Origin of the sequence: Rhizobium sp. Rhizsp82 (genome assembly GCF_047325115.1) — a bacterium.
Lineage (GTDB): Bacteria > Pseudomonadota > Alphaproteobacteria > Rhizobiales > Rhizobiaceae > Rhizobium.
In genome coordinates, this window is sequence record NZ_CP168570.1 from 1,606,851 (window position 1) to 1,629,559 (window position 22,709).

24 protein-coding genes are annotated in these 22,709 nt (G+C 62.8%); 13 read left to right on the forward strand and 11 right to left on the reverse strand.

Going from position 1 to position 22,709, the window contains the following annotated elements; all coding sequences use genetic code 11:
* The first annotated feature begins 50 nt into the window (after positions 1-50).
* The 4 genes from ACEN84_RS12605 to ACEN84_RS12620 all read left to right on the forward strand — a co-directional run bounded on the left by ACEN84_RS12605 (position 51) and on the right by ACEN84_RS12620 (position 3,116).
* Positions 51-806: an SDR family oxidoreductase gene (locus tag ACEN84_RS12605; RefSeq protein ID WP_413711031.1), complete on the forward strand. Its 756-nt coding sequence runs from the start codon at positions 51-53 to the stop codon at positions 804-806.
* A gap of 108 nt (positions 807-914) precedes the next feature.
* Complete coding sequence (locus ACEN84_RS12610; RefSeq protein WP_112713114.1) at positions 915-1,334, forward strand: MAPEG family protein; 420 nt, start codon at positions 915-917, stop codon at positions 1,332-1,334.
* A gap of 81 nt (positions 1,335-1,415) precedes the next feature.
* Entirely contained in the window at positions 1,416-2,291 is an 876-nt protein-coding gene (locus ACEN84_RS12615; protein WP_413711032.1) for a dienelactone hydrolase family protein, read from the forward strand.
* Between the two features lie 195 nt (positions 2,292-2,486).
* Positions 2,487-3,116, forward strand: coding sequence for a TetR/AcrR family transcriptional regulator (locus ACEN84_RS12620; protein ID WP_413711033.1), 630 nt, complete (start codon positions 2,487-2,489; stop codon positions 3,114-3,116).
* Between the two features lie 3 nt (positions 3,117-3,119).
* Here ACEN84_RS12620 and ACEN84_RS12625 read toward each other — a convergent pair whose 3' ends face one another.
* Positions 3,120-4,076, reverse strand: coding sequence for a LysR substrate-binding domain-containing protein (locus tag ACEN84_RS12625; protein WP_112713108.1), 957 nt, complete (start codon positions 4,074-4,076; stop codon positions 3,120-3,122).
* 203 nt (positions 4,077-4,279) lie between these two features.
* Between ACEN84_RS12625 and ACEN84_RS12630 the strand changes: the two genes are divergently transcribed.
* Positions 4,280-4,576, forward strand: a complete 297-nt coding sequence (locus tag ACEN84_RS12630) for a DUF1127 domain-containing protein (protein WP_112713106.1) — start codon at positions 4,280-4,282, stop codon at positions 4,574-4,576.
* Positions 4,577-4,662: 86 nt separating this feature from the next.
* Here the strand turns inward: ACEN84_RS12630 and ACEN84_RS12635 are convergent, their stop codons facing one another.
* From ACEN84_RS12635 to ACEN84_RS12655, 5 genes are all read right to left on the reverse strand, one after another.
* Entirely contained in the window at positions 4,663-5,523 is an 861-nt protein-coding gene (locus tag ACEN84_RS12635) for a DUF937 domain-containing protein (protein WP_413711034.1), read from the reverse strand.
* Positions 5,524-5,594: 71 nt separating this feature from the next.
* Positions 5,595-6,968 carry a glutamate--cysteine ligase gene (locus ACEN84_RS12640; RefSeq protein ID WP_130278999.1) on the reverse strand — a complete coding sequence of 458 codons (1,374 nt, stop codon included), beginning with the start codon at positions 6,966-6,968 and terminating at the stop codon, positions 5,595-5,597.
* A 151-nt stretch (positions 6,969-7,119) separates the two neighbouring features.
* Positions 7,120-7,857: a 16S rRNA (uracil(1498)-N(3))-methyltransferase gene (locus tag ACEN84_RS12645; RefSeq protein WP_413711035.1), complete on the reverse strand. Its 738-nt coding sequence runs from the start codon at positions 7,855-7,857 to the stop codon at positions 7,120-7,122.
* A 14-nt stretch (positions 7,858-7,871) separates the two neighbouring features.
* Positions 7,872-9,371, reverse strand: a complete 1,500-nt coding sequence (locus ACEN84_RS12650) for an inorganic phosphate transporter (protein ID WP_413711036.1) — start codon at positions 9,369-9,371, stop codon at positions 7,872-7,874.
* Positions 9,372-9,434: 63 nt separating this feature from the next.
* Complete coding sequence (locus ACEN84_RS12655; protein WP_413711298.1) at positions 9,435-9,947, reverse strand: NUDIX hydrolase; 513 nt, start codon at positions 9,945-9,947, stop codon at positions 9,435-9,437.
* A gap of 260 nt (positions 9,948-10,207) precedes the next feature.
* On the opposite strand from ACEN84_RS12655, the gene ACEN84_RS12660 reads away from it, so the two are divergent.
* Both ACEN84_RS12660 and ACEN84_RS12665 read left to right on the forward strand, forming a co-directional pair.
* Positions 10,208-11,089 (forward strand): LysR substrate-binding domain-containing protein, encoded by an 882-nt coding sequence (locus ACEN84_RS12660; protein WP_413711037.1) that lies wholly within the window; start codon positions 10,208-10,210, stop codon positions 11,087-11,089.
* Between the two features lie 35 nt (positions 11,090-11,124).
* Positions 11,125-12,336 (forward strand): adenosylhomocysteinase, encoded by a 1,212-nt coding sequence (locus ACEN84_RS12665; protein WP_413711038.1) that lies wholly within the window; start codon positions 11,125-11,127, stop codon positions 12,334-12,336.
* 9 nt (positions 12,337-12,345) lie between these two features.
* Here the strand turns inward: ACEN84_RS12665 and ACEN84_RS12670 are convergent, their stop codons facing one another.
* Complete coding sequence (locus ACEN84_RS12670; RefSeq protein WP_413711039.1) at positions 12,346-13,257, reverse strand: agmatinase; 912 nt, start codon at positions 13,255-13,257, stop codon at positions 12,346-12,348.
* A gap of 45 nt (positions 13,258-13,302) precedes the next feature.
* Positions 13,303-14,199, reverse strand: a complete 897-nt coding sequence (locus tag ACEN84_RS12675) for a LysR family transcriptional regulator (protein WP_203429529.1) — start codon at positions 14,197-14,199, stop codon at positions 13,303-13,305.
* Positions 14,200-14,332: 133 nt separating this feature from the next.
* On the opposite strand from ACEN84_RS12675, the gene ACEN84_RS12680 reads away from it, so the two are divergent.
* The 4 genes from ACEN84_RS12680 to ACEN84_RS12695 all read left to right on the forward strand — a co-directional run bounded on the left by ACEN84_RS12680 (position 14,333) and on the right by ACEN84_RS12695 (position 18,846).
* On the forward strand, positions 14,333-15,772 hold the full coding sequence (locus tag ACEN84_RS12680; protein WP_413711040.1) for an FAD-linked oxidase C-terminal domain-containing protein: 1,440 nt from the start codon (positions 14,333-14,335) through the stop codon (positions 15,770-15,772).
* Positions 15,769-16,971 carry an FAD-binding protein gene (locus ACEN84_RS12685; RefSeq protein WP_413711041.1) on the forward strand — a complete coding sequence of 401 codons (1,203 nt, stop codon included), beginning with the start codon at positions 15,769-15,771 and terminating at the stop codon, positions 16,969-16,971. The genes ACEN84_RS12680 and ACEN84_RS12685 overlap by 4 nt, the downstream gene beginning before the upstream one ends.
* A 94-nt stretch (positions 16,972-17,065) precedes the next feature.
* Positions 17,066-18,376, forward strand: coding sequence for a glycolate oxidase subunit GlcF (gene glcF, locus ACEN84_RS12690; protein WP_413711042.1), 1,311 nt, complete (start codon positions 17,066-17,068; stop codon positions 18,374-18,376).
* A gap of 38 nt (positions 18,377-18,414) precedes the next feature.
* Complete coding sequence (locus ACEN84_RS12695) at positions 18,415-18,846, forward strand: hypothetical protein (protein WP_112713077.1); 432 nt, start codon at positions 18,415-18,417, stop codon at positions 18,844-18,846.
* An 8-nt stretch (positions 18,847-18,854) separates the two neighbouring features.
* Here the strand turns inward: ACEN84_RS12695 and ACEN84_RS12700 are convergent, their stop codons facing one another.
* From ACEN84_RS12700 to ACEN84_RS12710, 3 genes are all read right to left on the reverse strand, one after another.
* Positions 18,855-19,514, reverse strand: coding sequence for an outer membrane protein (locus ACEN84_RS12700; protein ID WP_413711043.1), 660 nt, complete (start codon positions 19,512-19,514; stop codon positions 18,855-18,857).
* 288 nt (positions 19,515-19,802) lie between these two features.
* Positions 19,803-20,474 carry a L,D-transpeptidase gene (locus ACEN84_RS12705; RefSeq protein ID WP_112713073.1) on the reverse strand — a complete coding sequence of 224 codons (672 nt, stop codon included), beginning with the start codon at positions 20,472-20,474 and terminating at the stop codon, positions 19,803-19,805.
* A 135-nt stretch (positions 20,475-20,609) separates the two neighbouring features.
* On the reverse strand, positions 20,610-21,365 hold the full coding sequence (locus tag ACEN84_RS12710) for a L,D-transpeptidase (protein ID WP_413711044.1): 756 nt from the start codon (positions 21,363-21,365) through the stop codon (positions 20,610-20,612).
* Between the two features lie 211 nt (positions 21,366-21,576).
* On the opposite strand from ACEN84_RS12710, the gene ACEN84_RS12715 reads away from it, so the two are divergent.
* Together ACEN84_RS12715 and ACEN84_RS12720 are read left to right on the forward strand one after the other, a co-directional pair.
* Positions 21,577-22,206, forward strand: a complete 630-nt coding sequence (locus ACEN84_RS12715; RefSeq protein WP_199626243.1) for a DNA-3-methyladenine glycosylase I — start codon at positions 21,577-21,579, stop codon at positions 22,204-22,206.
* Positions 22,203-22,706: a hypothetical protein gene (locus ACEN84_RS12720; protein ID WP_112713067.1), complete on the forward strand. Its 504-nt coding sequence runs from the start codon at positions 22,203-22,205 to the stop codon at positions 22,704-22,706. Before ACEN84_RS12715 ends, ACEN84_RS12720 begins: the two co-directional genes overlap by 4 nt.
* Positions 22,707-22,709: the final 3 nt, after the last annotated feature.

The window sequence follows — 22,709 nt, forward strand, 5'->3', positions numbered from 1 at the left end:
ATCTTGCCGTCCATATCTTCTGTTCAGTCGCACAAAGGAGACGACACACCATGACACAGAGACTGAATGGAAAGATCGCAGTCATCACCGGCGCCACCTCGGGCATCGGCCTTGCCACCGCCAAGCGGTTTGCCGCGGAAGGCGCGCGCCTCTTCATCACCGGCCGCCGCGCCGATGTTCTGGAAAAGGCCGTTGCCGAAATCGGCGGCGATGTCACCGGCATCCAGGCCGATTCCTCGAAGCTTTCCGACCTCGACCGCCTCTATGCCGAGGTGAAGGAAAAGGCCGGCCGCATCGACGTGCTCTTCGTCAATGCCGGCGGCGGCTCCTTCGCGCCGATCGGCGAGATCACCGAGGAGCAGTATGACGATACCTTTGGCCGCAACGTGAAGGGCGTGCTGTTTACCGTGCAGAAGGCGCTGCCGCTGCTCGCCAAAGGATCCTCGGTCATCCTCACCGGCTCGACTGCAGGCTCGACGGGCACCGCGGCCTTCAGCGTCTATGCCGCTTCGAAGGCCGCGATCCGCAACTTCTCGCGCAACTGGATCCTCGATCTGAAGGGTCGCGGCATCCGCATCAACACGCTGAGCCCGGGCCCGACCGAAACCACCGGCCTCGTCGAGCTCGCCGGTCCCGGCAAGGCCGAGCAGCAGGGCTTGCTCGATTACCTGAGCTCGCAGGTCCCGATGGGCCGCGTCGGCCATGCGGATGAAATCGCCGCTGCAGCACTCTTTCTCGCCTCCGACGATTCCAGCTTCGTCACCGGCGCAGAACTCTTCGCCGACGGCGGCATCGCCCAGGTCTGACGTCGTTTGCCCGCTGCGGCTTTTCGCGGCGGGCGTTCGTCTGGCAACGCTGGACGTTTTCCTTTACTGCTTTGAAAAATTTGGAAGAAGCGGAAAGGAAATGCCCACATGACCGGTTTCGAGATGTTCTGGCCTATCGTCGCCCATGTCGCGCTGGTCTTCATCCTCTACGGTCTGCTCGGCTATCGCCGCCGCCAGATGGTGAAGCAGGGCAAGGTCAGGATATCCGAATACCGCGAAAACCGGGTCGAGCCGCAGGAAAGCCTGTTCGTCAAGAACTGCATCGCCAACCAGTTCGAGCTGCCGATCCTCTTCTATGTCTGCTGCATCCTTCTCTATATCACTGAGGCTGACAACATCCCGGCGGATGTCGCCGCCTGGGTCTTCGTCGCGCTGCGCTATGCGCATGCCTATGTCCACGTCACCAGCAACCGCCTGCGCATTCGCAGCCCGCTGTTCGCTGCCGGCTTCGTCGTGCTGATCGGCATGTGGGGATGGCTGGTCGGCTGGATGGCCTTCAGCGGGTAACGCACATGTGTTCTCCGCGCGTTGTGCGGTGACCTATCTTCCTCAGCGGGCAAAACCCCGGGTAGGGAAGAGGAGAACCACATGGACAAGCCGGAAATCACCCAGGCGATGATCAACGCCTATGACGAATACACGCATCTGACGCTGGATCGACGCGGCTTCATGGACAAGCTGTCGAAGCTCGCAGGCTCGGCGGGGGCCGCAGCCGTGATCGCGCCGATGCTGGCCGCCAACAAGGCGGTCGCCGAAGTTATCTCCGCCGATGACGCCAGGCTGAAGGCCGCCGATGTCACCTATCCCGGCGCCGCCGGGGAAATGAAGGGCTATCTCGTTCAGCCCAAGGATGCATCCGGCAAGCTCGGCAGCGTCATCGTCATTCACGAGAACCGCGGCCTCAATCCGCATATCCGCGATGTTGCCCGCCGCATGGCGCTCGAAGGCTTCATCGCGCTGGCACCGGATTTCCTCTCGCCGCTCGGCGGCACGCCGGAGAATGAGGATCAGGCCCGCGAGATGTTCGGCAAGCTGGATGCAACCGCCACTGCGGCCAATGCCGAAGCCAGCCTCAAATACCTGCAGAGCCTGCCCGACGCCAACGGCAATGTCGGCGCCATCGGCTTCTGCTGGGGCGGCGGCACCGTCAACACCTTCGCCACCAAGTCACCGGAGCTCAAGGCCGGTGTCGCCTATTACGGCGCCCAGCCGAAGGCCGATCAGGTGCCCGCCATCAAAGCGGCGCTGATGCTGCACTATGCTGGCCTCGACGACCGCATCAATGCCGGCATCGACGATTACAAGAAGGCGCTCGAGGCTAACGGCAAGAGTTTCCAGATCTTCGTCTATGACGGCGTCAATCACGCGTTCAACAATGATACGTCCTCTGCGCGATATGACAAGAAGGCCGCCGACCTGGCCTGGAGTCGTACGGTCGAATTCCTGAAGAAGAACCTCGCCTGATCTTGCGATCGACTGGAAATCCACAGGGATAAACATGAAAATCGGGGCCGCGCGCCCCGATTTTTGTGGAGTTTGACAGTTCGTTAAAATGCGATGCTTTCCATTTACGGCGCATGAAGGGCTGCATGCCATATCGCTCGCATGCGCCGGTTTGAAACAGACACCGCCGCTCATTCATAAAAATACGGGGGTGAAATGAGCGTAGACAGTGTGGATCGCATCGGCCTTCGCCGAAAGCCCAAGCAGGAACGCAGCATTCAGCGTTTCGATCTCATCCTGTCAGCCGCTGCCGAGATCATCGCCGAAAAGGGCGTCAGCGCCATGCGCATGACCGAGCTTGCGGTCGCCGCCAAGGTGCCGATCGGCTCGGTCTACCAGTATTTCCCGGAAAAGGCGGCAATCGTCAAAGCGCTCTTCGACCGTCATGCGAGCGAGGTGCAGGCCAAGACCGCCAAGATGTTTGCCGGCGTCCAGTCGCTCGAGGAGTCTCTGACCCTGATCGAGGGAATGATCGACTGGTATTACAATGCATATCGCAACAACCCGACCTATCTCGGCGTCTGGATGGGCACGGAAACCGACCAGGATCTGTTGCGGCTGAACATCGAACACAGCAACCGCGTCGCCGATATCTTTCTCGATGCCGTGAGGCGCGTCGCGCCGGAGCTGGAAGCGGTCGACATGCAGGCGCGCACCTATCTCTTCAGCCACCTGATCGGCGCCTCGATCCGCCTCGCGGTCAAGAGCGAGGAAGCGCTCGCCGAGCGCATGCTGGAAGAATGGAAGCGCGTCATCCGCGCTTGCCTGTTCGCAGAGGTAAGCTGAGGCTTACCAGCTCGGCACCATGTTGGCGGCCTTCAGGCGCGGGAAGTTCCGCGCGTAAGCACTCTTCACATCGGCCTCCAGATTGTCGTCGACGACGGCAGGCGTGATGTTGTCGAGGCAGGCGGTGATATGCGCCGTGATCGCATTCATCAGCGAGATCGAAACGCCAGGACGCTTCATGATGCCGATCTGCACCGGGGGCAGGGCAGGGAAGCCGTCTGCCTGGCTCAGCACCTTCATGCCCGTGCGCAACGCCGATTCCGGCATGACGGAGACGGCCATGCCGGCAAGCACTGCGGCCGCAACCACGGTGCAGGACCAGCTGGTGAACAGGATCTGGTGCTCGCGGCCGACGGCATCGAGCGCCGAGCAGGCAAGCTGGCGCCACTGGCAATCACGGCGGCCGACAGCAAGCGGAACCGGCGCATCGTCGCGGATCGGATGGTTGGCAGAGCCCACCCAGCAGAGCGGCTCGGTTCTGACCACATCCGACATGCGCTCGCGCGGGTTATGCGTCACCAGCGCGATATCGAGCTCGCCCTTGTGCATCCGCTCGGCCAGATCGACCGAGGGTTCGCAGACGATGTAGAGCTCGACATTCGGATGCGTCTTGGCAAAGCGGCCGATGATCTCCGGCATGTAGCGGTCGGCATAGTCGTCGGGCGTGCCGATGCGCAGCGTGCCCTCGAGACGGTTGTCGTCGAAGGCCGCGATCGCCTCGTTGTTCAGCCGGATGATGCGGCGCGCGTAGTTCAGGAGCTTCTCGCCCTCGACCGTCAGGCGGTTGCCGCGGCCGTCCTTGATGAAAAGTTGCTTGCCGATCCGCTCTTCCAGACGCCGCATCTGCATCGAGACGGCAGACTGCGTCTTGTAGACGCGATCGGCGGCCTTGGTGAAGCTGCCGGAGTCGACGATGGCGATGAAAGTCTGCAACTGGTCAATATCAAGAGGCGCTGACATGGGCTCACCTATAACGATCTCTGATAATAACCATTAGAAACATTCGTTGGACTGATCAATAGGGCTTTGGCATCTTCTGGCTGCAAATCAAGCAAAGTGAAGGACAGAGACCGCTCTGTCCGACTTGAGTTTCGATCCACACACCGTCCCGCTCGACCTCGCGGGGCGGGTGGATCGTTGCGCCCGAAAGAAAGGAGAGTTCGATGCGCATGATTGACCAGACTTTAGAACTCGACTGTGCCAAGCAGCCGGCAACGTCCACACGTCTCGTGGGCATCATGGCTCCGCTGGCCGCTCTCTTTCGCGCCTACCGCAATCGCAGAGCGATCAACGGCCTCCATGAACTGGACGATTATCAGTTGAGGGATATCGGCCTCACCCGCGCCGATATCGCCGCCGCCCTTCTGACGTCGTCGTTCTTCGAGGATCCGTCGGCCCACCTGACGACCTCGGCCCGCCGCCGCTGGCGCCTGTCGATCTTCCGCTCCTACATAGACTAGGAGCGGACCGTTTCCCCGCAGGGTGATAGCCAATAGCCCTGCCTCTTAACCCGGTGACCGGCTTTCCCAGCCGTCTCCGGGTTTTTTTATGGCTTGGAGGAGGGCGGGCTCTTCGGACGATAGGCGTCGAAGATGGTTTCCAGGCTCTTCTGGTAGCTCTTCTGCACTTCGAGGCCGCTGTCGAACATGGTGTTGAGCATGTCCATGTAGCTTTCGGACGGCTCCTGGGCCTCTTCCTTCGGTGGCTCCGGGGCCTTGGCGGCCTGCTGCGGCTGGCTCATGCCGGCCATCATTTCCTGGAAGGCCTTGGCGAAGGGATTGTCGAGGAACGGGTTGGCCACCGTCTTTTCCGGCTCGGGCTTCGGCACGCTGAACATCAGCTGCATGGCCTGCGTGAAGGGATTGTCGAAGATGCTGGGCTCGGGCGCCGCCTTCTGCTTCGGCGCAAAGCCGGTGCTTTCGAGCCAGGCCTGGATGGTTTCGCCCATCGCCGTGTTGACGAAGGGATTGACCGGCGAGGACATCTGCCCGGTCGACTGCTTGAACAGCCCGCCCATCAGCGTGCCGGCCATGACGGGCAGCATCTGCTTGTAGATTTCCTGGCCGATGCCGGTCATCTGGGCTGCCTGCGCGGCAACGGCGCGGGAGACTTCCTTGGAGCCGAAGAGCTGGGACAGGATATTATTGCCGTCATTGATGCCCTGCGGCGTGAAGGCCTTGCTCATATCCTCGAAATACTTGCCGTAATTGCCGGATGCCACCGATTGCATCAGCCCCATGAAGTCATAGGGATTGGCGGTGCTGCGCTTCAGCCCGGCGGAGAAGGCGGGCATCAGCGCCGCCATCGCCTTGGTCGCCTGTTCCTGCGCGAGGTTGAACTGCTTGGCGATGGCATCCATCGCCGCGCCATTCTGCGCCTGCATCATCATGTCGAAGAGTGGCAGCATGGGCAGTCCTTCCGCTCTCTAGTGCGTTTGAATCGCTACTATAAACGGAAATGGGAATGCGCAAACGGCTTTTAGTACTGATATTCTTCGAAGACAGGTTCGACGGAACCGTTCCAGCGGCCGTTGAAGCGGGCGAGCAGGTCTTCTGCAAGCGTCGCCTTCTTGGCCATGACTTCGTCGAGCGGCGACAGGAAGATCGTCTCGTCCTGGCCTTCCTTGTTCAGCCGGTTGCGCGACTTGAGACCCGCCTTGGAAATGGCGAGCACATCCTTTGCCGTGTCGAACAGCTGATGACCGCGGAATGAAGCCTTCAGGCCCTCGGCCGGGACGGCATTGCGCAGCGCGACGACCTCCTCGAAGCTCCAGTCCTTGGTGAACTGGTCGGCGGCCTCGAGCGCGGCTTCATCATAGAGCAGGCCGACCCAGAAGGCGGGCAGGGCGCAGATGCGGCGCCACGGACCACCATCGGCGCCGCGCATTTCAAGGAAGCGCTTCAGGCGAACGTCAGGGAAGAGCGTCGAGAGATGGTTGGTCCAGTCGCCCATCGTTGGTTCCCAGTCCTTGATCTCGCTTTTCAGCGCGCCGTTCATGAACTGGCGGAAGGTGACGTGGGTACAGTCCTTGTAGCGGCCGTCGCGCACGATGAAGTACATCGGCACGTCGAGCGCCCATTCGGCATAGTCCTTGAAGCCGAAATCGTCGCGGAAGGTGAAGTCGAGCGGGCCGGAGCGGCGGTTGTCGGTATCGGTCCAGATGTCGCCGCGCCAGGAGAGCAGGCCGTTCGGCTTGCCTTCGGTGAAGGGCGAGGAGGCAAACAGCGCGGTCGCCAGCGACTGCAGCTTCATCGAGACGCGCATCTTCTTGCGCATGTCGGCTTCCGAGGAGAAGTCGAGGTTCACCTGGATCGTGCAGGTGCGGTACATCATGTCGAGACCCTTGGAGCCGACCTTCGGCATGTAGCGGGTCATGATGTCGTAGCGGGATTTCGGCATGCGCGGCGTTTCCGCCAGCGTCCATTTCGGGCTGCCGCCGATGCCGAGGAAGCGGATGCCCATCGGCTCGGCGATCTCGCGCAGAACGGCGAGGTGCTGGTTGGATTCCTTGCAGGTCTCGTGGATCGTCTCGAGCGGCGCGCCCGACAGCTCGAACTGGCCGCCCGGCTCGATGGAGATCGCGCCCATGCCATGCTGCTCGCCAAGGCCGATGATGTTCTCGCCGTCCATGATCGGCTCCCAGCCGGAACGCTCCTGCAGCCCCTTCAGGAGCGCGGAAATGCTGGCGTCGCCGGCATAGGGAACGGGGCTGTTGTCGGCGCGGAAGAAGGCGAACTTCTCATGCTCGGTGCCGATGCGGAATTTCTCGGCCGGCTTGTTCCCCGCAGCGAGATAATCGGTCAGCTCCTGAACCGAAGAGAGCGGGGTCTGGTCGGTGGTGTCGCGAGCCATGCAAATCTAACCTGTATTCTGGGGGAACGCCTTGTGGGGCGCGGCAATTGGAAGGGTGATTAGGACCGCTCTCAGGTATGTTGCAAGTGAAATTCTTTCAACGCCGGTTCAAAAAAATAGCATGCTGTTTCTTGAGTGGATATGGCGAGGGTTAATTCCAGTCGCCGATCGCCGCCTGGATTACGGCCATCGCAGCAACCGCAGCCGTATCTGCACGCAGGATTCTCGGGCCGAGCGGGATGGCGGTGACGAAATCGAGGCTGCGCAGCCGGGCGCGTTCCTCTTCCGAAAATCCGCCTTCCGGGCCGACCAGAAGGGCGAGCTTTTTCTCGCCAATCGCCGAAAGCAGCGGCAGCGGGTTCTGCCCGGCATCGCCTTCGTCGCAATAGATGATCCGGCGATGACCGGACCAGCCGTCCAGGAGATCGAAAAGCTTCACGGGTTCGGCAACATCGGGAATGCCGAGAATGCCACACTGCTCGGCCGCCTCGATGACGTTCGCCTTCAGTTTGTCGAGATTGGTGATCTTGCCCTGCACATGCTGGGTCATGACCGGCTGCAGAAGACCGGCGCCCATCTCTACCGCCTTCTGCACCAGATAATCGAGCCGTCCGACTTTCAGCGGCGCGAAGAGATAGTGAAGGTCCGAGGGGGCAGGCTGCGGCCGCGTCTGTTCGATCGGTGTCAGCAGGATGCGCTTGCGGGTCGGAAAGGCGAGCGTGGCTTTCCATTCGCCATCCCGGCCGTTGAAAACGAGGATCTCCGCGCCGTCGCTCATCCGCAGCACGTTGGCCAGGTAATTATACTGGTCGGAATCGGCTTCCACGGCTGCATTGGCTGAAAGCGGTGCATCGATGAACAGCCGCTGCATGCGGAAATTGGCGCGCATTCGATCTTTCCCGGTCAAACGAAGAGGGCGAACATAACCCAATAGAGAAGCGCCGCAAGCGCGCCCGATGCCGGCACGGTGATCACCCAGGCGGCAATGATCGTCATGAAATGCGAGCGGCGCACCAGATAGCGGCGGCGGGTTTCATGCACGTTCGGATCAACAGGTTCGTCGATCGCCCAGCTCTCGGCCTTGTGGCGCATATAGGCGATGCGGCGCTTCGAGTTGCGGGTGTACCATTCGCGGAAGAAGCCGACGCCGAAGACGGACCCCACGGCAATATGCGTCGTGCTGACCGGCAGCCCGAACCAGGAGGCGACGATGACGGTGAAGGCCGTCGACAGCGCCACGCAATAGGCGCGCATCGGATTGAGCTTGGTGATCTGCTCGCCGACGAGGCGGATCAGGCGCGGTCCGAACAGCAGCAGACCGATCGAAATACCAAAGGCACCGATCAGCATAACCCAGAGCGGCGGCGCGACATCGCCATGCACGGGCAGAACCGTCGTCGAGCGGACGATCGCCGACAGCGGCCCGACGGCATTCGAGACATCGTTGGCGCCGTGGGCGAAGGAGAGCAGGACGGCCGAGCCGATCAGCGGATATTTGAAGAGGATGCGCAGAGAGCTGTTGCGGTTTTCCAGCCCTTCCGCCTGACGCCGGACGATCGGGCGGGCGATCAGCCAGGAGACCACCGTCGCCGCCAGGCCGTAAGCGAGGACCGTCATGGCCGGGAAGCGATCGGGTGTCGTCAGCTGCAGGATCATGTAGGCGGTAAAGCCACCAGTCATGATCGCGATCAGCACCGGGACCCAGCGTCTTGCGGCGGCAATCTTGTCGTCACGGTAGATGACGAATGTCTTGACAAGAAACAGCAGCCCGGCGGCGATTACCCCGCCGATCAGCGGCGACGTTACCCAACTCGACGAGATCTCCACCATCACCCGCCAGTTCACCGGCTCCGGCCCGACGGCCGCAATGCCCGCGCCGATCACGGCGCCGACGATCGCATGCGTGGTGGAAACCGGCGCATTCAGCCATGTCGCGAGATTGATCCAGAGAGCGGCAGCCATCAGCGCCGCCATCATGATCCAGGCCAGCAGTCCCTCGGGAACGCTCACGGCATCGACGATGCTGGAGGAAATGGTCTTCACCACTTCGCCACCGGCGATCGTCGCCCCCAGCACTTCGAAGATCGCGGCGATCACCAGCGCCTGCGCCATCGTCATCGCACGCGCGCCGACGGCAGCGCCGACATTGTTGGTCACGTCGTTCGCGCCGATATTCATCGCCATGTAGGCCGCAAGCGCGGCAGCGGCGATGACGAGAACGGCGCCCGGCCGGTCGAAGACGTAGACGCCTGCAAACAGCATCGCGAGACCGAGGAACACCAGGCCGATGCCCGGTGCGATCAGTTTTCGCGCGACGAACTTCGAGGCATCCTCGACATGGCTATATTTGTCGAGGTCCTTGTCGAGCGTTCGTTTTGTAAGGACGGGTGTCTTCTCGGCCATTCTCTTTCCTGGAAAGAATCCCGCTTTAACGCTGTCATTCCTAACAGCGCAAGATGGCAGGAATCATTCAGCCGGAATCTGCTTGGCGCGGCTTGCCTGAAGATGTTCGTTGATACGGCGTTTGAACTGCAGGAAGAGATCGCGAAGCTCCGGCTCGCGAACCCGCTTGCAGGCCTCGTCGCAGGAAACCCACTCGATCGTGCGTTCGCCCTTTTCCTTGAAGTTCTTGGCGAGATCGGTGACCTCGAGAGCGTAGACCTGCACCTTGCAGGTCACCTTCAGCCCGTCTTTCAGGACCTTCGGATAGCTGTAGGCGCCGAGCGTCTCGTGCTCGACGGCGCCGCGCACGCCCGCTTCCTCGTAGGCCTCGCGGGCGGCGACCTCATAGGAACACTTGCCGTTCATCGGCCAGCCCTTGGGGATTACCCAGCGGCCGGTGTCGCGGCTCGTCATCAGGAGAACCTCGACCTCGTTGCCCCTCTTCTTTACCCGGTAGCAGAGCGCTGCATACTGCTGTCGCGGCGGGCGCCGGAACATCAGCTGCACATCAGAGGCTAAACGGGCGAGAAGCGTCAACGGTCGGGTCACCTTTTGAGTCGTTCCAAGGAATCACTAATATTAGCATGTGCTGGAAAGCTTGCGCGATCCATGCGCCATTTAACGGTGCATAACGCGGCTTTGGTTTTTAATACGGAAATATCACGCCGCAGCGGGTCGCAATTCCGTCAAATCCTGTTCCGTTTCCGTCTTTGCACAGGTGTTCAATATGGGGCCTTCTTGCCTTTCATTCAATGCCCATATCAATCTGGGGGTATCGTTTCCTGTTGATGACCGCCATGCGCCTTCCGCCACTCAATGCAATCAGAGCTTTCGAAGCCGTCTGCCGCCAGGGTAGTGTTCTGCGGGCTGCCCAGGAGCTCGGCGTCGTGCGCGGCGCGGTGCGCCTGCAGATCGCGGCACTGGAGAATTATTTCGGCGAGAAGCTCTTCACCCGTGAGGGTCGCCGCCTCGTGCCGACCGACCGGGCCAAGGCCTTTGCGGAAGCGGCGACGGCCGCCTTCTCCTTGCTGCAGCATGCCGCCGGGGACCTTCAGAAAGACGACAGCCGCAAGCTGCGCCTCGGCGTTCCCTCGGCCTTCGGCATCTGGTGGCTGATGCCGCGCATCGGCAGCCTGCAGCGGGCGCTTGGCGATGGCGAGATCGATATCGTGCCGATGGCGGTTGCCGAGCCGCTGTTGCAGCACCCGGAACTCGATGCCGTCATCATGGGTGGCGAATACCGCCCCTCGGCCGGTGTCGCCGCCATCCGCTTCATGGAAGACGAGTTTGGCCCGGTGGCCGCTCCTCAGCTCGCCGCCGCTTTCGGCACCGATCCCGCGGGCATGTCCTCGGCGGCCATGCTTGTCAGCCGCAGGGTGCCGAAGCTCTGGGACGAGTGGTTCGCCGAAAGCGGCACGCCCCCCGTCAGCTTTGGCCGCCGCCAGGAGTTCGAGGATTTGCTGCTGGCGCTCGGTGCTGCCCGGTCCGGCCTCGGCGTCGCACTCGCGCCCCGCGCCTCGATCGAGGACGACCTGGCGCGCAACATCCTAACGGCCCCCTTCGGCTTCATCCGCCGCCCGGCAGGCTACAGCCTCTGCTGCCGCACCACCGATCTCCGCAAGCCGCATTTCACCGCGCTGCGCGACTGGCTGGTCAAGGCAGGCGAGGGGGTCGAATAGGGCAGATTTTCTGCCGTATTGGCAGTGGAATATCCATGCCGCGCGGTCGTCATGGGCGTTATGACGGCCTATCGCGACAGGAGAACATCATGGAAAACACCGCCACCCGCATCGACTGGATCGGAAATAGCTGCCGCCTGCTGAAGGCAACCGCCGCCGAATTCGAGCGCACACGTCCCTTCGAAGGATTGACGATCGGCACCGGTATCCATCTGGAGCCGAAGACGGTCGCCCTGCTGACGACGCTGCGCGCCGGCGGCGCCGACCTCGTCTGCACCGGCAACCTCAACAGCACCCAGCCCGCAACGGTCGATTATCTGCGCTCCCAGGGCATCACCGTCTTCGCAACGCAGACGACCGATCCCGCCGAGCATCACCGCAGCCTCGAAGCCGTGGTCGATGCCAAGCCCGACCTGCTGCTCGACAATGGCGGCGACCTCTTCGCCATCGCCGCCGAGCGTCCCTATGCCAATCTCCTCGGCGGCACCGAGGAGACGACGTCGGGCCGCACCCGTCTGCTGCCGATGCGCGACAGACTGAACATGCCGATCCTTGTGATCAACGACAGTCCGATCAAGCAATTCGCCGAAAACAAGCATGCCGTCGGCCAGAGCCTGTTCGAAAGCTACATGCGCTTCACCAACCGCTCCACCAACGGCAAGCGCGTCACCGTTTTCGGCTACGGCGCTTGCGGCAAGGGCACGGCAGCAAGCTTCCGCAACGCCTTCTCGACCGTGAGCGTCGTTGATATCGATCCGGTCACAGCGCTCGAAGCCCATCTCGACGGCTTCGTGACGCCGTTGCGCGCAGACGCGATCCGCGCCGCGGACGTCATCGTCACGGTCACCGGTTTTCCCGGCATCGTCACCGTCGCCGATCTGCCACTGATCAAGGACGGCGCGATCCTGATGAATGGCGGCCACTTCCCGCTGGAGATCGACGTTGCAGGCTTCCGTGCGCATCCCGATGTCGTCTCGATCGATCGTTATCAGACCGATGTCATGGAGACGCTGCATCTGAAGGATGGCCGCTCGATCCATATCCTCGGCGGCGGCCATATGGCGAACCTCGCCGGCCCGCGCCCACTCGGCAATTCCGTCGAATCCATGGATCTCGGCTTCACCCTGCAGGCCCGCTGCCTGGAGCGCGTTGCCAAGCCCGGCGTCGGCGCCGAATCCTGCATCGTGCCGGTGCCCGCGGATATCGATGCCATGGTCGCAAGCGCCTATCTCGACCTTGCGCGATAACCGGAAAACTCAGCCCTGCCGGACGATCGTCCCGATCGCGTTGACGAGAAGGCGAGCAGCCGTCAGGGCCGAGATACCGTCGATATCGGCGGGTGGATAGAGCTCGACGAGATCGAAGCCGGCGATCCTGCCGCGGCGGCCGGCGCCTGCAATCAGGTCGATCACCTGCGTATAGCTGAGGCCACCCGGCGTGCGGGCCGCGACCCCGGGCATGATGCTGGGGTCGAGCCCGTCGCAATCGAGCGTGATCACCACCTGCGCGCCCTCCGGAATATGCCGTAGTGCCGCCTCGACGCCCTGGGCATGAACCTCACGCGCCGTCACGAGATGGCTGCCATAGGAGCGCGCCGCCTCGATCTCCGAGATACGGGCGCTGCCGACGCCGCGCATGCCGACCTGCACCATCCCGGCGATGTGGCTCATCTCGCTCGCCCGGCGCATCGGGTTCGAATAGCCGTAGCGCTCCCCAAGCAGTTCATCGCGCCAATCGATATGCGCGTCGATCTGCAGGATCCAGACCGGCCCGCGATCGGCAAAACCGGCGAAAAACGGAATGGGCACGGAATCGTCTCCGCCGAGCAGGATCGGCACGGCCCCGCCCGCCAGAATGTCGCGCGTCTTCGCCTCGATCATTGTCCTGTTCCCGGCATTGTCATGCATCACTGTCGGCAGATCGCCGGCATCGATGCAGCAGACGAGGCCTTCATTGAAGAGCGGTCCGCCGAGATCGAAATCCCAATGCTCGATAAGTGCGGCGTCCTCCTGGCTTGCGGCACGAATGGCGTTTGCCGCACCGGCATAGCCGCTGCTGTCCTTGCCGGGATAGGTTGTGCCGTGCCCGGCGCCGAAGATCACCATGCCCGGCGCGCGGCCGTCATCGAGGCGGTCGGGAAGGCCGAGAAAGGAAGGCGAAGCAGTCATGTCGAGGCTCCAGAGAATGGTCTACGGGGTCCGGCGGAAGGGCGACTACAGCTCCCAATAGGGAACCGGCCCATAAAGCTCCGCCAGATAATCGATGAACAGCCGCACCTTGGCCGGCAGGAACTGGCGGCTCGGATAGACGGCCGAAAGCGCGACGCTGCGCGACCCCTCATAGGCGGGCAGCACCTGCACCAGCTTGCCGCTCTTCAGCTCCTCGCCGATATCCCAGGTCGAGCGCAGCGCGATGCCGAGACCTGATATCACCGTCTCGCGGATCACCTCGCTGGAATTGGTGATCAGCATGCCCTCCGGCCGCAGCGTCATCGCCCCATCAGGTCCTTCGAGCCGCCAGACGTCATTGTTGTGCGCAGGCAGGCAGCGATGGTTCCTGAGGTCCTCGATGCCAGTGGGCATCCCATGGCTGTCGAGATAGGAAGGGGCGGCGCAGAGCAGACGCCGCACCGGCGCCAACCGCCGTGCGACAAGGCTGGAATCGGTCAGTTCGGCAATGCGGATCGCCAGATCGAAACCGGCGCCGACGATGTCGCTGAACTCGTCCGTCAGCACCAGATTGATCGCCAGCTCCGGATGCGCCTCCATGAAGCGCTTGAGATGCGGAGCGATATGCATGCGCCCGAACGAGGTCGGCGCCGAGATCTTCAGCGTGCCGTGCATCTGCGCCGAGCGGCCGGAAATATAATACTCGGCCTCCTCCAGCCCGGCGAGAATGCCGAGCACCCGGTCGTAGAAACCCTGGCCCGCCTCGGTCAGCGAAATCTGCCGCGTCGTGCGCTGCAGCAGGCGCGTGCCGAGCCGGTCTTCCAGCCGCTTGATACGCTTGGAAACGACCGCCGGGGAAAAGCCGAGCGCCCGTCCGGCCAGCGACATGCTGCCGGTCGAAACCACCTTGGCAAATATCTCGAGATCACCCAGATTGGTCATTGTACGGCACTATTTCCCCTTTTGACATAAGTGCTTAGCATTTGCGCCGGTTTCGGGAAAGTGCTAAGCCGGGCTAAACCGGCTGCCATGGAGGACGAGCCGGTCCTGCCGTCATGTCCGAAGGAAGCGCGCCATGTCCGACGCCATTTCGTTTCTTGCTCCGCGCGCCGACGTGCTCGCCCGCCGCAGCCAGATCGTCGGTGATCTCATCGATCTCCTGCCGCCGGAATGCCTGGTGCATGAGCCGCGCGAACTGGTGCCTTTCGAGACCGATGCCTTCGTCTCCTACCGCCGCCTGCCGCTCTCCGTCGCCCTGCCGCGCTCGACCGCCGAGGTCGCCGCCGTGATGAAATACTGCCATCGCTACGGCATTCCGGTCGTGCCGCGCGGCGCCGGTACATCGCTCTCGGGCGGCGCCATTCCGCAGGAAGATGCCGTCGTCATCGGTCTCTCGAAGATGAACAGCATCCTCGAGATCGACCTCGCCAATCGCGTCGCCGTCGTCCAGGCGGGTGTTACCAATCTCAATATCTCGGAATCCGTCTCTGCAGACGGTTTCTTCTACGCGCCTGATCCGAGCTCGCAGCTTGCCTGCACCATCGGCGGCAATATCGGCATGAATTCCGGCGGCGCCCACTGCCTGAAATACGGCGTGACGACCAACAACCTGCTCGGCGTCAAGATGGTGCTGACCGACGGAACGGTGATCGAACTCGGCGGCAAGGCGCTGGATGCCGGCGGCTATGACCTGCTCGGCCTCGTCTGCGGCCACGAGGGGCAGCTCGGCATCGTCACCGAAGCGACCGTCCGCCTGATCGCCAAGCCGGAGGGCGCACGGCCCGTCCTGTTCGGCTTCGATACGTCGGAAGATGCCGGTTCCTGCGTTGCCGATGTCATCGCCTCCGGCATCATCCCCGTCGCCATCGAGTTCATGGACAAGCCGGCGATCGAAATCTGCGAAGCCTTCGCCCATGCCGGCTATCCGCTCGATGTCGGCGCGCTCTTGATCGTCGAGGTCGAGGGTTCTGAAGCCGAGATGGACGACATGCTGAAAAGCATCGTCGAGATCGCCCGCAAGCATCGGGTCAAGACCGTGCGCGAATGCCAGTCGGCAACGGAAGCCGCGCTCATCTGGAAAGGCCGCAAGTCGGCCTTCGGCGCCACCGGCCGCATCGCCGATTACATCTGCATGGATGGCACGGTACCGCTCAGCCAGCTCTCCTATGTCCTGAAGAAGACTTCAGAGATCGTCGATCACTACGGCCTGCGCGTCGCCAACGTCTTCCATGCCGGTGATGGCAACATGCACCCGCTGATCCTCTTCAATGCCAACGACCCCGAAGATGCTGCCCGCGCCGAGGCGGCCGGCAACGACATCCTAAAACTCTGCGTCGATGCCGGCGGCTGCCTCACGGGCGAGCACGGCGTCGGCATTGAGAAACGGGACCTGATGCGCCATCAATATTCCGAAACCGATCTGGCGCAGCAGATGTCCGCACGCGCCGCCTTCGATCCCGGCTGGATCCTCAATCCGTCAAAAGTCTTCCCGCTCGATGGACGGCCGGCCGCATGAGCGCATTCTTTCCCGAAAGCGAAGATGAAGCCGCAGCGCTGATCCGCGACCACGACGCCGCAGGCCGGCCACTCGCCATATCGGGCGGCGGCACGCGCGCTGGTTTCGGCAACAGGGTCGAGGCCGAAGACACGCTCCGCTCCACACGCCTTTCCGGCATCGTCGCCTATAATCCCGGCGAGATGGTCATGACGGCGCGCGCCGGTACACCGGTTGCCGAAATCGAAGCCGCCCTTGCCGCCAATGGCCAGATGATGGCCTTCGAGCCGATGGACCACCGCGGCGTCATGGGCACCTCGGGCGAGCCGACGATCGGCGGCGTCTTTGCCGCCAATGTCTCTGGCCCCCGCCGTTTCATCTCGGGTGCGGCGCGCGACAGCCTGCTCGGCATTCGCTTCGTCAACGGCCGTGGCGAGATCGTCAGGAATGGCGGCCGCGTCATGAAGAATGTCACCGGCCTCGATCTGGTGAAGCTGCTGGCGGGTTCGCACGGCACGCTCGGCTTCCTTACCGAAGTCACCTTCCGCGTCCCCCCGCGCCCGAAGGCGGAGGAGACGATCGTCATCTCTGGCCTCAACGATGCCGAGGCGGCCAATGCCATGGCGGCCGCAATGGCGCTGCCGGTCGAGGTCTCCGGCGCAGCGCACCTGCCGATGACGGTCACCTGGCGCTTCGCGGACGGCAAGCTGCCGGAAGGCGAGGCGACGGTCCTGCGTCTCGAAGGCCTGCCGGGCTCCGTCGAGGCACGCGCCGAAAAGCTCGCCAAGGCCATGTCCGCCTTCGGCCCCGTCGCCCGCATTGGTGAGGAGATGAGCCGCACCCTCTGGCGCGAAATCCGCGATGTCTATCCCTATGCCGATGGCACCATGCGCCCCGTCTGGCGTGTCTCGGTCGCGCCATCCGCCGGGCACCAGCTGGTTGCCGCACTCCGCCTCGAAGCCGGGGTCGATGCCTATTACGATTGGCAGGGCGGGCTCATCTGGATGCGCATGGAAGCCGATCCCGAAGCCGGCCTGCTGCGCCGCTTCATCAAGGCGCTCGGCGGCGGCCATGCGACGCTGATCCGTGCTGCGGATACGGTGCGTGCCGATCTCGCGGCTTTCCAGCCGCAGCCGGAAGCGGTGGCCTTGCTGTCGGCGCGCGTTAAGGAAAAGTTCGATCCGGCCGGGATATTCAATCCGGGGAAGATGGGGTGGTGACGATGGTTCGCTTTGAATATGTGGCGTACCCCCCTCTGTCCGGCAGGGCAGAGGGGAGTAACCCCACCCACCAGGCCTCGACGGGACACCACTGATGCAAACCAATTTCACCGCCGAGCAGCTTGCCGATCCCCATGTCGCCGAATCCGAGAAGATCCTGCGCAAATGCGTGCATTGCGGCTTCTGCACCGCCACCTGTCCCACCTATGTGACGCTCGGCAACGAGCTCGATAGCCCGCGCGGGCGCATCTATCTGATCAAGGACATGCTGGAAAACGGCCGCCCGGCCGATACCGAGGTGGTCACCCATATCGACCGCTGTCTTTCCTGTCTCGCCTGCGTCACCACCTGTCCGTCCGGCGTCGATTACATGCATCTGGTCGATCACGCCCGCGCCCATATCGAGAAGACCTACAAGCGCCCGTTCATGAACCGGCTGACGCGCGCCATTCTCGCCGCCGTGCTTCCCTATCCCGGCCGTTTCCGCATGGCGCTGCAGCTCGCCCGTCTCGGCCGCCCGTTCCGCGGCCTGATGAGTGCACCGGCGCTCAAGCCCTTCGCCGCGATGCTGGCGCTCGCCCCCCGCTCCGTCCCGGCACCCTCCGTCTACTCCCGCCCCGGCAACCATCCGGCAGAGGGCAAGAAGCAGGCCCGCGTCGCGATCCTCACCGGTTGCGCCCAGCCCGTGCTCGACCCCGGCATCAACGAAGCGACGATCCGGCTGCTCACCCGCCTCGGCGTCGAGGTCGTGGCACCATCAGGCGAGGTCTGCTGCGGTTCGCTGGTGCATCACATGGGCCGCGAGGAACAGGCGCTCGCCAGCGCCCGGGCCAATGTCGATGTCTGGATGCGCGAGGTCGAAAAGGGCGGGCTCGATGCGATCATCATCACCGCCTCCGGCTGTGGCACGACGATCAAGGATTACGGTCACATGCTCCGCCTCGATCCTGCCTATGCCGAGAAGGCGGCAATCGTCTCGGGCCTGGCGAAGGACGTCACCGAATATCTGGCGACCCTCGATCTCCCCTCGCATATGCCGAAGGGCATCACCGTCGCCTATCATTCCGCCTGCTCGATGCAGCACGGTCAGAAGATCACCATGGCGCCGAAGCAGCTTCTGAAGGCGGCGGGTTTCACGGTGCGTGATCCGGCCGAAGGCCACCTCTGCTGCGGCTCGGCCGGCACTTACAACATCATGCAGCCGGATATTTCGGCATCGCTGAAGGCCCGTAAGGTGAAGAACATCGAGGCGACAAAGGCGGATGTGATCGCCACCGGCAATATCGGCTGCATCACCCAGATCGCCTCAGGCACGGCAATTCCAATTGTCCATACCGTAGAATTGCTCGATTGGGCTTACGGTGGTTCTGTACCTCAAAAATTAATAGATTTGCATATAGCTTGAATTCGGCCGGTTGTCGGCCGGTCACAGGATTGAGCGCTATGCGGCGTACACTTGTTTTGCTTTCTGTCTTTTTCGGTGCCGCAGGCACTGCGCATGCCGATAGCCGTTACTTCTGTTCCGCCGATGATGCCGCCGCCCGCTTCACCGTGGAGATCGGCTTCAAGGATGACGGCGGCCATGTGCTGAATCATTTCCGCGGCGGCCTGATGATCAAGGATGCCTCGGTTCCCGACCAGTTCAAGAAGCGCGTCTTTGATTCCAGCCGCCTGACCAACCGCTGGTCGAGCGGCGGCGAACTGCGCATGGAAATCTACGACGACAACGGCGACGACACCTCGGGCCAGGCGCTCAACATGGTGGTCATGGCCGAAGCCAAGGGCAAGGCCTTCAGCGGCACCTACGGCATGACCGTGACGGGCGGGGCCAAGCCCTTCACGGCCAGCGGCAAGGTCAGCTGCGGCTCCAAGTGAGCCGCGTCCTACCAGTGAAATGAAACGCCGAGATTGACGGCATTGGTGAAGATATCGGTCTTCAGCCGGTCGCCGCTGTCGATCGGCACATCCACCTTCGAATAGGTGCCCTTGTATTCCACAAAGGTCGACCAGCGCTCGGTGACGCGGAAATCGACACCGGCCTGCGCCTGCAGCGTCACGCCGCCGAATTCGTAGCCGAAGGTCTTGCCGGATGGCCTGGTCACCTCGACATGCGGAATGTTGACGCCGACGCCGGCGCCGAGATAGGGCGTCCAGCGCCCGCCATCCTGCGGAAAGCGGTAGAGCGCATTGGCCGTCACGAGGTTCAGCCCGTCGGTGAACTCGAAATGCGACCAGCCCGAAGTCGCCAGCGTCTTGCTGTCGGCATAGACCTTGTCATGGGTATAGTCGATCGACAGGCCGAGATTGGGATGCCCGAGATCCTCCAGCCACCATGTCACGCGCGCGCCGTAATAAGGCGGCGAAGCAAAGGACTTGCCCTCCCACCCCGCGGTAAAATGCGTCCCGTCGGAAACATCGACCCCGCTATGCGGCGCCGTCTGGTAACCGCCATAAACGGAAAACTGCAGGTCTTCGGCAAGGGCAGGCGAGGCGAGACAGGCAAGGGCGGCGAGCCCCAAGGCTGGCAGGAAGGCGCGATGCATGAGAGATCCCCGGATGACAATGCCGCCCATCTATCCCGCGTTGTGTAACAGGCTTATTGCAGTTGTGGTGTGGTGTGAGATTTCTGGGGCGTCTGCGCAAGCGGCCCCCTCATCCGCCCTTCAGGCACCTTCTCCCCGCTGGGGAGAAGGGAACTCCGGCAATCTCTTGCGCAAACATCCCCTCTCCCCTTGGGGGAGGGTAGGGTGAGGGGGCTCCACGCCGCAGCACCAACGAAACAAAAAGGGCGCCCCGAAAGCGCCCTCTTCAATTCATCGACCTAACAAATCTCAACCGCCAAACAGCGTCCTGAGCACGTCGATGCCGCGGTCCTGGAAGGCGACGTTGCCCTGCTTGTTGCCGGGGCCGACGACGATGACCTTGGTGCCGACGGGCACGCGTTCGTAGAGATCCTGCACGTCGTTATTGACCATGCGGATGCAGCCGGAAGACAGGTTCAGGCCGATCGTCCAGGGCTGGTTGGTGCCGTGGATGCGGAAAGCCGTGTCGCGGCCGCCCTGGTAGAGATACATGGCGCGGGCGCCGAGCGGATTGTCCGGGCCGCCGGGCTGGAAGGCGGGCAGCTTGTGGCCGGCCTTGGCTTCGCGAGCGCGCATCTCCGGAGGCGGGGTCCAGCCCGGCCATTCAGCCTTGCGGCCGACCTTCACGACGCCGGACCAGCCGAAGCCTTCGCGGCCGACGCCGATGCCGTAGCGGGTGGCGCGGTTGTTGCCTTCGACGAGATAAAGATACTTGTTCGTCGTATCGACGATGACGGTGCCGGGGGCTTCATCGGTGACGAGGCGTACGACGCGCTTCTTGAACTGCGGCTTGACCGTCTTCACCTGCTTGACGCCGCGCACGGCGTCGGTTGCGGTCAGCTGAGGCTCGGCATGGGCAAGGCTCAACGTGCTGGCGAATGCGATCGCACAGGCAGCCGCAAGCCGGACAATATGCTTCATTCTCTATTCCCCTCTATTCAGGATCACGGCCAAGCTAGCCAATTTGCCCTGGATTTCAAGCTTGAGAGGGGTTTGCGCGGTTTTTTGTGCTGCGGCGCGCCGTTCTTGCAACGGCCCGCCGCAGCCTTGAGGGCTTCAGATCACGATGACGCGGGTGCCAACGTTGACGCGTTCGTAAAGGTCAGTCACGTCCTCGTTGCGCATGCGGATGCAGCCGGAAGAGACGGCGCTGCCGATCGTCCAGGGCGCATTGGTGCCGTGGATGCGGTAGAGCGTCGAGCCGAGATACATGGCGCGGGCGCCGAGCGGATTTTCCGGGCCGCCATCCATGCGGGCAGGCAGGTAATGCCCCTTGGCTGCCTCGCGGCTGACCATTTCGGAAGGCGGCGTCCAGTCCGGCCACTCGGCCTTGCGGGTGATCTTGTGCTCGCCGGCCCATTCGAAGCCCGGCTTGCCGACGCCCACACCGTAGCGGCGCGCCTTGCCGTTCGCCATGACGAGGTAGAGGAAGCGGTTGTTGGTATCGATGACGATCGTACCCGGCCGTTCCTTGGTGTCGTAGTCGACCATCTGCGGCAGGAACTGCGGGTCGAACCGCTCGCGGATCACCGGAATGCCATCCGGGCGCACGACAGCAGCCTGCTGCACGGCGGCCGGAGCCTGGCGCATCACGCGCGGCTGGTACTGGAACAGCCCGCGCGGCTGCTGGCGGATGACCGGGCGCTGATAGACGACCGGGCGCACATTGCTGCCGCCGAGCTGGTTGATCCAGGGCGCGGTCAGGTCGGGGCTGAGAACGACGGGCGGGCGGCTCGCATAGCGGTCGTCGCCAAGCGCGGGCGAGGCCAGCAGGCCGATCAGGCCGGCTGTAATCAAAACGGATTTCATCATCGGACGGAACTCTCTACAAATGACCGAAAATGCTGGGGCGGGCACTTCCGCCTGGCGGGATGCTGCCACCGCTCCGGCCAGCGAATGGTAAAGATCGATTCATTAAACTGCGAAGCACCGGATAAACTTTTCGTCAGGGTTACTATCCGGTTTGGAAACGGGGTTTCTAAATGGTAAAGCCGCAATTGAAGCGTAAAATCAGTGGGGAAGCATGAGCGATACGGGCACGATTGCCGGCGATGACGGAAAGAGCCGGTGCCACTGGCACGCTAACCTCCCCGATTACATGCGCTACCACGACGAGGAGTGGGGGCGGCCGGTTACCGACGATATCCGCCTCTTCGAAAAGATCTGCCTCGAAGGTTTCCAGTCCGGTCTCTCCTGGCTGACGATCCTGCGCAAGCGCGAGAATTTCCGCGCTGCCTTCGCCGGTTTCGATTTCGAGAAGGTCGCGCTTTTCGACGATGCGGATATCGAGCGCTGCGTCGCCGATGCCGGCATCATCCGCCATCGCGGCAAGATCGTCTCGACGATCAACAATGCGAAACGCGCCATCGAGCTCAAAAAGGAATTCGGCTCGCTCGCCCGCTATTTCTGGAGCTTCGAGCCCGGTGCTGCCGACCGCCCCGGTGCCGTCGACCGCGCCTATATCGCCGCCAATCCGACGACGCCGGTTTCGGTGCGCATCTCCAAGGATTTGAAGAAGCGCGGCTGGACCTTTGTCGGCCCGACCACAGTTTATGCCTTCATGCAGGCCATGGGTCTTGTTAATGATCACGTCGAGGGCTGCTTCTGCCGCTCCGAAGTTGAATCCATGCGGAAAGCACTGGTACGTCCATGAGGAAATTGCTTGCGACAGCCGTTCTGATCGCCTTTGCCGCAGCACCTGCCCTGGCGCAGGCGCCGCAGCTCGATCCCGGCGAGAAGCTGGAAAAGCTTCAGTTCCCCGCCGTGACCATGCAGATCAAGGGCTGGACGAAGTTCGGCAACAGCCACGTCTTCACGCTGCCGGTCAAGGCCGGGCAGCACGTGAAGATCAGCTTCGAGACCCGCAGCCAATTCGCCTTTCTCGCCATCTTCGATCTGTCGAAAGCCGACGACGAGGCCTTCTTCGGCACGGATGAGGATGGATCGGCGCTCGATACCGTCGTCAAGGACGATACGACCTGGCTGCTCAGGCCCTATTATTCCAAGGTCTCGCCGCGCCGCGGTCTCGGCGCCCCCTATACGCTGATGATCGAGCCGCAGGCTCCGGGCACCGCCCCGCCCGCCGCCAAGCCGGAGACACCGCAGCGTCCGACGCTGTTCCCGCCGAAGTCCGACGCGGGCGAAGAAGAGTAAGGC